Annotated in this window: 1 protein-coding gene; it reads left to right on the top strand. The window is 46.6% G+C overall.

Going from position 1 to position 545, the window contains the following annotated elements; genetic code table 11:
• Positions 1-150: 150 nt before the first annotated feature.
• On the top strand, positions 151-545 hold a 395-nt coding region (locus A8L45_RS23395), incomplete at its 3' end, for a TagA domain-containing protein (protein WP_281181544.1).

Here is a 545-nt window from a genome sequence, read left to right as displayed (position 1 = left end):
TAAACTTGCCCAATATGGCGGCGTCAAGATGCACTTATGGTCGTATAACGCCGATTGGCACTGGGCTGAAAATGTCTATATCCCCGCGGCATCAGCCGAAAACGCAGGCGATCTTGTCAAAATAAAACATACTGCGGCGCCCCGACTTCATTGCATATTAATGGCGGTATCGTCCAACTTACCAAAGGTTCTGATAAAACGTATGAATCGGATGGAAAAACATGGGCGGAAATAACCGCATTAACCGAATGGTCGGGTGGACTGGAGCCGCGTAAGCCAATTCGGTTTGGTGTTCCCGTTACCACGATAGTGGGATACTTCGACCCTGAAAAAGAACTCCAGAGTTATATTTTTCCTGCCTTGTATGGCTCGTATGGCATGGTGTATCCGGATGATAAATTGCCGTCGACAAGATTGCCAAATGAGTGCCACCTTGAAGTGACAACAGTGAATGGGTTGAAGACCTTTGAACTGGCTGATCATCGATTCGTTAGAACGCGGATGAACCAATTCCAGGTCAATATTGAAACGTCTTCTAAACCATC

This window comes from Veronia pacifica, assembly GCF_001707825.1.
In the GTDB taxonomy this organism is placed as follows: Bacteria; Pseudomonadota; Gammaproteobacteria; order Enterobacterales; family Vibrionaceae; genus Veronia; species Veronia pacifica.
This window is presented reverse-complemented; position numbering and strand designations above follow the sequence as displayed.